8 protein-coding genes and 1 pseudogene are annotated in these 7,582 nt (G+C 39.4%); 7 read left to right on the top strand and 2 right to left on the bottom strand.

From position 1 onward, the window contains the following. Positions 1-175: IS66 family insertion sequence element accessory protein TnpA (tnpA, locus tag G322_RS24890; protein WP_022942681.1), on the bottom strand; the 175-nt coding region annotated here is incomplete at its 3' end. A 92-nt stretch (positions 176-267) separates the two neighbouring features. Between tnpA and G322_RS22955 the strand changes: the two are divergent. Further along, positions 268-411 (top strand): annotated as a pseudogene (locus tag G322_RS22955) (S1 RNA-binding domain-containing protein); the annotation flags it as partial. Between the two features lie 438 nt (positions 412-849). Next, positions 850-2,304 (top strand): DUF3360 family protein, encoded by a 1,455-nt coding sequence (locus G322_RS0115670; RefSeq protein WP_022942679.1) that lies wholly within the window; start codon positions 850-852, stop codon positions 2,302-2,304. Between the two features lie 62 nt (positions 2,305-2,366). Here G322_RS0115670 and G322_RS0115665 read toward each other — a convergent pair whose 3' ends face one another. After that, complete coding sequence (locus G322_RS0115665) at positions 2,367-2,939, bottom strand: acetate uptake transporter (protein WP_022942678.1); 573 nt, start codon at positions 2,937-2,939, stop codon at positions 2,367-2,369. Positions 2,940-3,216: 277 nt separating this feature from the next. Here G322_RS0115665 and G322_RS0115660 point away from each other — a divergent pair, with 277 nt between their 5' ends. The 5 genes from G322_RS0115660 (at position 3,217) to G322_RS0115640 (ending at position 7,387) form a co-directional block, all read left to right on the top strand. Then, positions 3,217-3,984 (top strand): ABC transporter ATP-binding protein, encoded by a 768-nt coding sequence (locus G322_RS0115660; protein WP_022942677.1) that lies wholly within the window; start codon positions 3,217-3,219, stop codon positions 3,982-3,984. A gap of 131 nt (positions 3,985-4,115) precedes the next feature. Continuing rightward, on the top strand, positions 4,116-4,883 hold the full coding sequence (locus G322_RS0115655) for an ABC transporter substrate-binding protein (protein ID WP_022942676.1): 768 nt from the start codon (positions 4,116-4,118) through the stop codon (positions 4,881-4,883). A gap of 127 nt (positions 4,884-5,010) precedes the next feature. Then, complete coding sequence (locus tag G322_RS0115650; protein WP_022942675.1) at positions 5,011-5,751, top strand: ABC transporter permease; 741 nt, start codon at positions 5,011-5,013, stop codon at positions 5,749-5,751. Positions 5,752-5,754: 3 nt separating this feature from the next. Beyond that, the gene (locus tag G322_RS0115645) at positions 5,755-6,432 is read left to right on the top strand and encodes an ABC transporter permease (protein ID WP_022942674.1); all 678 of its coding nucleotides are present in this window, start codon (positions 5,755-5,757) and stop codon (positions 6,430-6,432) included. A 223-nt stretch (positions 6,433-6,655) separates the two neighbouring features. Beyond that, positions 6,656-7,387 (top strand): lysophospholipid acyltransferase family protein, encoded by a 732-nt coding sequence (locus G322_RS0115640; protein ID WP_022942673.1) that lies wholly within the window; start codon positions 6,656-6,658, stop codon positions 7,385-7,387. Positions 7,388-7,582 lie beyond the last annotated feature (195 nt).

Raw genomic sequence — 7,582 nt, 5'->3', positions numbered from 1 at the left:
GTATCACTTTAGCGCGAACAAAGCTGTTGGATGTTAGGCCTAGTTTTTTCTTGAAAGTGTAGAAGCTAGACGTTGATAAGTGATGTTGTTGACAGTAATCTGAAATAGTTAACCCACTGGTTTGTTGATTTTTTACTAGGGTCTGCCATTGTGTTTCGTTGCGCGTTATTTTCATTGTTATTTCCTTTTATTTGACTTGAAAATAACATAACTGAGATCAGAAATTAGATGAAGGTGTGGTTGCCCTGACGCTTACAAAATAACGGTGAAGAGCGTGTACAAAAAGTGTCTGATCACTTGAAAGAAGGCCAAATGGTTAAAGTGAAAGTACTAGAAGTAGACCGCCAAGGCCGTGTACGTCTAAGTATTAAAGAAGCTGCAGAAAAGAAAGAAGCACCTGCTGCTGAATAAGTGTTAACTAGGATCGGCTTCAACATTACTTGCGCTTTTGTTTTCAAAATAGCCAGTCACTTCAGGCTTTTTGAAAACAATTTAGCGCAAGTTATTGTGTAACGATTCCTTAATCGTTAAAACCTAAAGCAAGCTTCGGCTTGCTTTTTTGTGCCTGTAGAAAATGATTTTGAGCTAACAGCTAACAGCTAAAATTGCACAGCCTAAAACTTACCCCTAAAGTAGGGTATTATTCACTTTTAAATTTTATGATGCTAAAACAAGCAATAAATATAAAAAAACTACAAAAGTTGTTTGAATCGTGACCGACTATTAACTCTCCACTTTTAACCTCCCCTATCAATATAGATTGCAATGTAAGTTGTTCTAAAACAAAAAAATCATCCCTCATGCTGTTAATTTATTGTTAATAAATTTAAAACTTAAAAGGACGACCTAATGCAGGATGCTGACAACTTATCTTATCGAGAGAGACACAAACCCGCGAGTGATTTTAACTCACGCGAAGAGTATCTGAATAACGAATTACTGATCACTAACCCTAAACGCTGGAAAATAAATCTACCCTACCGTGATTTTGGCATTGAGATTGAAGATTGGGTACCTGCGTTGGCAGCAACCATCGGTAAAATAGTCATGGTTGCCGCGATGGCGGGTGCATTTGCGCTTCAGTTTGGTTTAGATGCCGCTTTTGTTGCTGAAAATGTGCGTTTTGAAATGCTTATTGCTGGTGTTCTGTTTGTTGTTTTATTTTCAGCTATTTTAAATCCTCGTGCCAATTTAGCGGGAACACATGGCCCAATGATCCCTCTTATCCCTTTAATTGCGGCTGCTGGTGGACATCCTCTTGCTTTAGGGATCTTAATTGGTGCTTTTGGTTTATTACTGAGTATCTCTAAAGGAGGCTCTAAACTGGTTACTTTAACAGGAGAAGGGGTACGTGGTGGTCTGCTTATCTTTCTTGGCGCGATGGGGACGATGGGCCAAATTAAAAGTTTTGGTAGTTGGGGTGAAAGCATTGAGATGGCGGCCATTCCCTTCACTGTTATTCTTATCACCATTGCTGTTTATGCATATCTTGCACGTATTAAAAAACGCTGGGTTGCTATTCCACTCTGTTCAGCGATTGCAGGTGTGGTTGCTTTTGTCATGGGCGCACCGTTTGAGTTTGTTACCGAGCCGGGATTACCCAATATGAGTCCATTTTACTGGTGGGGTGAAACAACAGGTTGGAAACTAGGCTGGCCGGGTGTGAGTGAATATATTGCGGTTGTGCCGTTTGCTATTTTAGCGGTTGCAATGTGGTCTCCTGATTTCTTAGGGCACCGTGTATTTCAAGAGCTTAACTACCCTAAAAAAGCAAAAAATGTGCTAATGGATGTTGATGACACCATGACGGTTGTTTCTATTCGTCAAATGGTTGGCTCTTTATTAGGGGGTGCAAACGTCGCCTCTTCATGGGGAACGTATATGATTCCCGCGGCTATTGCTAAGCGTCCTATCCCGGGCGGTGCAATCTTAACGGGAGTATTGTGTGTGACATTCTCTATTCTTGGTTTTCCAATGGATTTAGCAATGTGGGAGCCTGTCTTACGTGTTGCGCTTTTAGTGGGTGTTTTCTTGCCTCTTTTAGAAGCGGGTATGCAGATGGTTAATGATGAGAAAAGTTCACAAAGTGCGGGTATCTGTATCTTCTCAAGCGCATTAGTTAACCCTGTATTTGGTTGGGCAACCACTATGTTATTAGATAACTTAGGTTTCATCGGTGATAAAGAGCGTTCAGATGCACTGTCATTTATGGATAGATTAGTGATTCCACTGATAACCTTTATTATCTGTGTCGGTTCACTGGCCTTAGTTGGACAACTGCCGGGTATTCCCGCATTGTTATAAGACGGTTTTAAACACACAAAAAAGCCGAGTTAACTGTTTAATCGCTAACTCGGCTTTTTATTTTATAGCTGTTTTTCACCAATGGGTAAAACAGTACGTCCATATTGCTCGTTGATGACTTCAGCCATTGCTAAGTAGATTGCACTTAAACCACAAATGATTCCCTCAAATCCAGCAATTCTTCCGATCAGTACCGATCCTGTAAAATCACGCAGAGCTAATAAAAAGAACAAAACGGTCAAGCTCGCAAATACAAACTGCAATCCACGATTACCACGTAGTGTACCAATAAACATAAAACCACTAAAAATACCCCACATAACAAAATACCAAGCCATGAATGCTGTTGGCGTTGGCTCAGCCCAACCTAAAATAGGGAATATCATTAACACAACAAGGCTTATCCAGAAGAAACCGTAAGAAGTAAATGCAGTTAAACCAAAAGTGTTACCTTTTTTAAACTCTAAAATACCAGCAATCACCTGTGCAATACCGCCATAACAAAGTCCCATAGCAAGAATCATTGCCCCAAGTGGGAAAAACCCTGCATTGTGAATGTTAAGTAAAACAGTTGTCATACCAAAGCCCATTAGGCCAAGTGGAGCTGGATTTGCTAAGTTGATTGTTTGTGACACGGGCTGTACCTTTTTAATTGATGGATGAAAATGAGATCTTGCGCACCTTAACATGGCAAATTACTTTGTAAAGTTATTTTGCTTTCTCTACGTATGATCACTATTTTTTCTGTTTTTACTGCAGTAAATGCGAGGTGAGTTGTTGCATCTTATTTAATTTGTTTTGTCGTTGATATAAAGACAAGCCTGAGCAAAGCTTCGCATTAAATTTACTATTTAGCGTTTAAAAGTTAGGTACAATGTAAGCAATATTCCCATTTTTAAATGAAGTTAAACGATGAGCCAAGCTACTTTATCCATAAAAAATTTGCACAAATCCTTTGCTGATAATGAAGTATTAAAAGGGATCGATCTTGAAGCACAAAAAGGCGATGTTATCTCAATACTAGGCGCATCTGGCTCAGGTAAAAGTACGCTATTGCGTTGTGTTAATTTATTAGAAACCCCCACTTCGGGTGAGATTCGTGTTAATGGCGAATTGATTGAGATGAGGCAAGACAAAAAACTCGGCGCAGTGCCTGTTTCACTCAAACAAGTTGAGCGTATTCGCAGCCGTTTAGCGATGGTATTTCAAAGTTTTAACCTTTGGTCACACATGACCGTACTCGAAAATATTATTGAAGCACCTGTGCATGTATTAGGTGTGCCTAAAAAAGAGGCGATTGTAAAAGCGGAAGCGATTTTACAACGTGTGGGTTTGTATGAGCGCAAAAATTATTATCCGGGGCAACTCTCTGGTGGTCAGCAACAACGTGTGGCAATTGCGCGCGCGTTAGCGGTTGAGCCTGAAGTGATGTTATTTGATGAGCCCACTTCAGCGCTTGACCCTGAATTGGTCGGGGAAGTGTTAAATGTGATGCGTGGCCTCGCAGAAGAGGGAAGAACGATGCTTGTTGTGACCCACGAGATGGCTTTTGCTCGCGATGTTTCTAATAAAGTACTATTTTTACACCAAGGTTTAGTTGAGGAACAGGGCAAACCAGAGGATATCTTTGAAAACCCATCATCAGAGCGCTTTAAACAATTTATATCATCTGTTTATTAAGGATCAGTTTCAAAATCACTTGAACTTTTGTTTGCAAAATAACCCGTCAGTTAAGGTTTTTTGGAAATAATTTAGAACACGTTATTTTGTAACGATTCCTAACCGTTATATTTATTCAAAAAGGAAATACAATGAAAAAGTTAAGTCTATTAATGGCAGTATTGGTTTTATCATTTAATGTGGCAGCCAAAGAGTGGAAAACGATTCGCATCGGTGTTGAAGGCGCTTACCCTCCTTTTAGTAAAACAGAAGCGGATGGCACGGTAACGGGTTTTGATATCGATATCGCCAATGCGTTATGTGCGCAGATGCAAGCAAAATGTACCTTAGTTAAACAAGATTGGGATGGTATTATCCCTGCATTAATGGCACGTAAGTTTGATGCCATTATTGCTACCATGGACATTACAGAAGCGCGTAAAAAGAAAATTGCATTCTCTGACAAATACCAACATATTCCAGCACGTTTTGTGGCATTAAAAGGCACAGAATACCAAGCAACAAACGCCTTCATGAAAGGTAAAAAAATTGGTGTGCAACGTGCAACGACGATGGATCTTTACATCTCAGATAACTTTCCCTCTGCTAAAATTAAACGTTACGGCTCTGCAGACGAAGCGTACCTTGATCTTAAAGCGACTCGTTTAGATTACGTGATGGCAGATTCTGCTGCCATTTCTGATGGTCTACTTGCAAAAGATGGCGGTGATAAATTTGAATTTGTTGGCCCTAAATTAAACGATCCGAAATGGTTTGGTGACGGTGCAGGTATCGCAATTCGTAAGCAAGATAAAGACTTAGCGAAGCAGTTTAATGCGGCTATCAAAGCAATTCGCGCTGATGGTACTTACCAAAAAATTCAAGATAAATACTTCGATTTTGACGTTTACGGTGGTTAATAACCTTGTATAAAAGGATGGGTAACCCTCCTTTTTTTTGTCATTTATTTAAAGAAAATAATAACGACTTAGCATCGATTAAAAGTTAAGTTGTTTTGTTCAAAATAGCGTGTAGGTACGGAAAATTATGCAAGAACTTTTAAATTACCAAGGTCTGTTATTACAAGGTGCTTGGTTAACCGTACAGGTGGCACTGCTATCGTTGCTACTCGCCATTACCCTTGGTTTATTAGGCGCGCTTGCTAAAATATCTAACTCACGGATATTGCGCATTATCGCAACATTGTATACCACCATTATTCGTGGTATTCCTGATCTTATTTTAATGTTACTGATCTTTTTTGGTGGGCAAATGCTTGTCAATAACCTCAGTTACAGCATTAATGAAAGGATAAATGAATATTTCACCAATGCGGATTCAACCCATGAGTGGGTTTCTTACCTACCAGATTACATTGATATTAGCCCTTACTTTGCAGGTATCATGACCATCGGTTTTATCTTTGGTGCTTACATGGCTGAAACCTTTCGAGGCGCAATTTTATCGGTAGAAAAAGGGCAAATAGAAGCAGCTAAAGCATACGGCATGAGCCGTTCTAAAATATTCTTTCGCGTGACCTTTCCACAAATGATGCGTCATGCACTGCCGGGCATCGGTAATAACTGGTTAGTCTTACTAAAAACCACGGCATTAGTTTCAATTATTGGCCTGCAAGATATGGTTAAAATAGCGGGGGATGCAGCAGGCTCAACGCAGCAACCTTTTACTTTCTATATGGCCGTAGCCGTTGTCTTTTTAATCTTCACTGCCATTTCAAACTTGTTTTTAAAGCATCTTGAAAGCAAATATTCCATCCAAACGAGGTAAAAAATGGATTTTTCAATCATCATTAATGAATATCAGTTTTATCTTGATGGACTGTGGACAACCACTTGGCTGGTGACATTATCGTTGTTGCTAGGACTGTTGATCGCGATTCCTGTTGGTATCTTCCAAAATAGTGAAAATAGGCTTATCCGTTTTCCTATCTGGGTCTATATGTACTTTTTTCGTGGTTCTCCTCTTTTAGTACAACTGTTTATCATCTATTACGGTGCTGCCCAGTTTGACTGGTTACGGGAAAGTTGGATGTGGTACTACTTTCAAGAAGCATGGTTTTGTGCGTTATTAGCCTTCACCCTAAATACAGGCGCTTACACCGCTGAGATTGTCCGTGGTGTCATTGCGACGATGCCCGAAGGGGAGCTTGAAGCAGCCAAAGCCTATGGCATGAGCAAATGGCAAACCCTACGCCGTATTACTCTGCCAAATTCGTTACGCCGCGCTTTGCCCGCATACAGCAATGAAATCATCTTCATGATCCACGGCAGTGCCATCGCAGGTATCGTTACTATTGTAGATATAACAGGTGCAGCACGCGTGGTAAATGCACGTTACTATGCCCCTTTTGAAGCTTACTTTGCAGCCGCACTACTTTATATGTGCCTCACCTTTACGGTGATTTTTGCCTTTAAACAGTGGGAAAAACGTTATCAAATAGAAAAATAATCCAGTTTAAATCAGAAACAGGCTTGCACGCCTGCTGTTTTTCTGGTGCAAGTGAAATGTTATTTTTGCTAGGTTCAGGGCGCCTCTTTTTAAGTGCCATTCCTGTCTAATCTTTAATTTTGAATGTCCAGATCACAGATATTGAGTAACACTCTATTTTTATTATTGTGGCGATACTGTTATAATACATCAACTTTTATTACGACCATTTTCCGGAGTCATCTTGACACTGAATCACATTAAATCAAATAAAATCAAATCAATTTACAACAAATCAAATCAAATCAAACAAGCACTATACGCACTTTATCTAACCAATAAGTTCGGTCTTAAGCTTAGAGGTGAGCGCACTGCCGTTGAAATGACGAGTCTTCGTTTAGAATACGCAGAAACGCTATTATCACGCTTGAATATTAGTATTGATGTTGAAGGACTGGACAAGGTTAGTCAGGATGAACAATATATTATCGTATCAAATCATCGCAGTATTATTGATCCTTTAATTATCGAGATTGCCTTAAAAAATAAGGGTATTAACAGTCTATGGATAGCCAAGAAAGAACTTTATAATTCATTTTTCTTTGGGATGTTCACACGAAATGCTGGCACCGTATTGCTCGATAGAGAATCAAAGAAAATGAGTTCATTTTTTAAGGAAATTAAAAAGAATGTTGCCACGGGTTACTCTATTAGTGTCTTCGCTGAAGGTACGCGTAATAAGAGTGATGAAATGCTGACTGAGTTTAAAGAGGGCTCTCAGATCATCGCGATGAAAAATAGATTACCCATTTTACCCATATTTATAGAAAGCAAAGCCAACAAAGTGTTGGAAGAATCACTTAAAAATAACACTAAAGGATTGAAAATTAGCATAAAAATTGGTGATGTGATTGACTATAAAGACCGTTCTAAAACGCTACAAGAGTTGTATAAATCGCGCTTTAATATCAGATAATTAGATATATGTGCTTTATTCAGTCGTCAGCTCGGACACTAATACCATTCCGCTTAATATAATGATCAGGTTTTACGCAGGGTAAATGACTAAGGTCAAGGCGCATGATTGAGTAATAGCCGGCTATTGCGATGGAATGCAACGCAGATATTAGTCATTTAAACCAGTAAAAACGATCAGTTACTTAGGCGGATT

Source organism: Psychromonas hadalis ATCC BAA-638 (assembly GCF_000420245.1).
GTDB lineage: Bacteria > Pseudomonadota > Gammaproteobacteria > Enterobacterales > Psychromonadaceae > Psychromonas > Psychromonas hadalis.
This window is presented reverse-complemented; position numbering and strand designations above follow the sequence as displayed.

What these genes read in the sequence shown, in the direction of transcription:
- G322_RS0115650 (WP_022942675.1), top strand. Translation starts at nt 5,011, where the DNA reads ATGCAAGAACTTTTAAATTACCAAGGTCTGTTATTACAAGGTGCTTGG.
- G322_RS0115660 (WP_022942677.1), top strand. Translation starts at nt 3,217, where the DNA reads ATGAGCCAAGCTACTTTATCCATAAAAAATTTGCACAAATCCTTTGCT.
- G322_RS0115655 (WP_022942676.1), top strand. Translation starts at nt 4,116, where the DNA reads ATGAAAAAGTTAAGTCTATTAATGGCAGTATTGGTTTTATCATTTAAT.
- G322_RS0115670 (WP_022942679.1), top strand. Translation starts at nt 850, where the DNA reads ATGCAGGATGCTGACAACTTATCTTATCGAGAGAGACACAAACCCGCG.
- G322_RS0115645 (WP_022942674.1), top strand. Translation starts at nt 5,755, where the DNA reads ATGGATTTTTCAATCATCATTAATGAATATCAGTTTTATCTTGATGGA.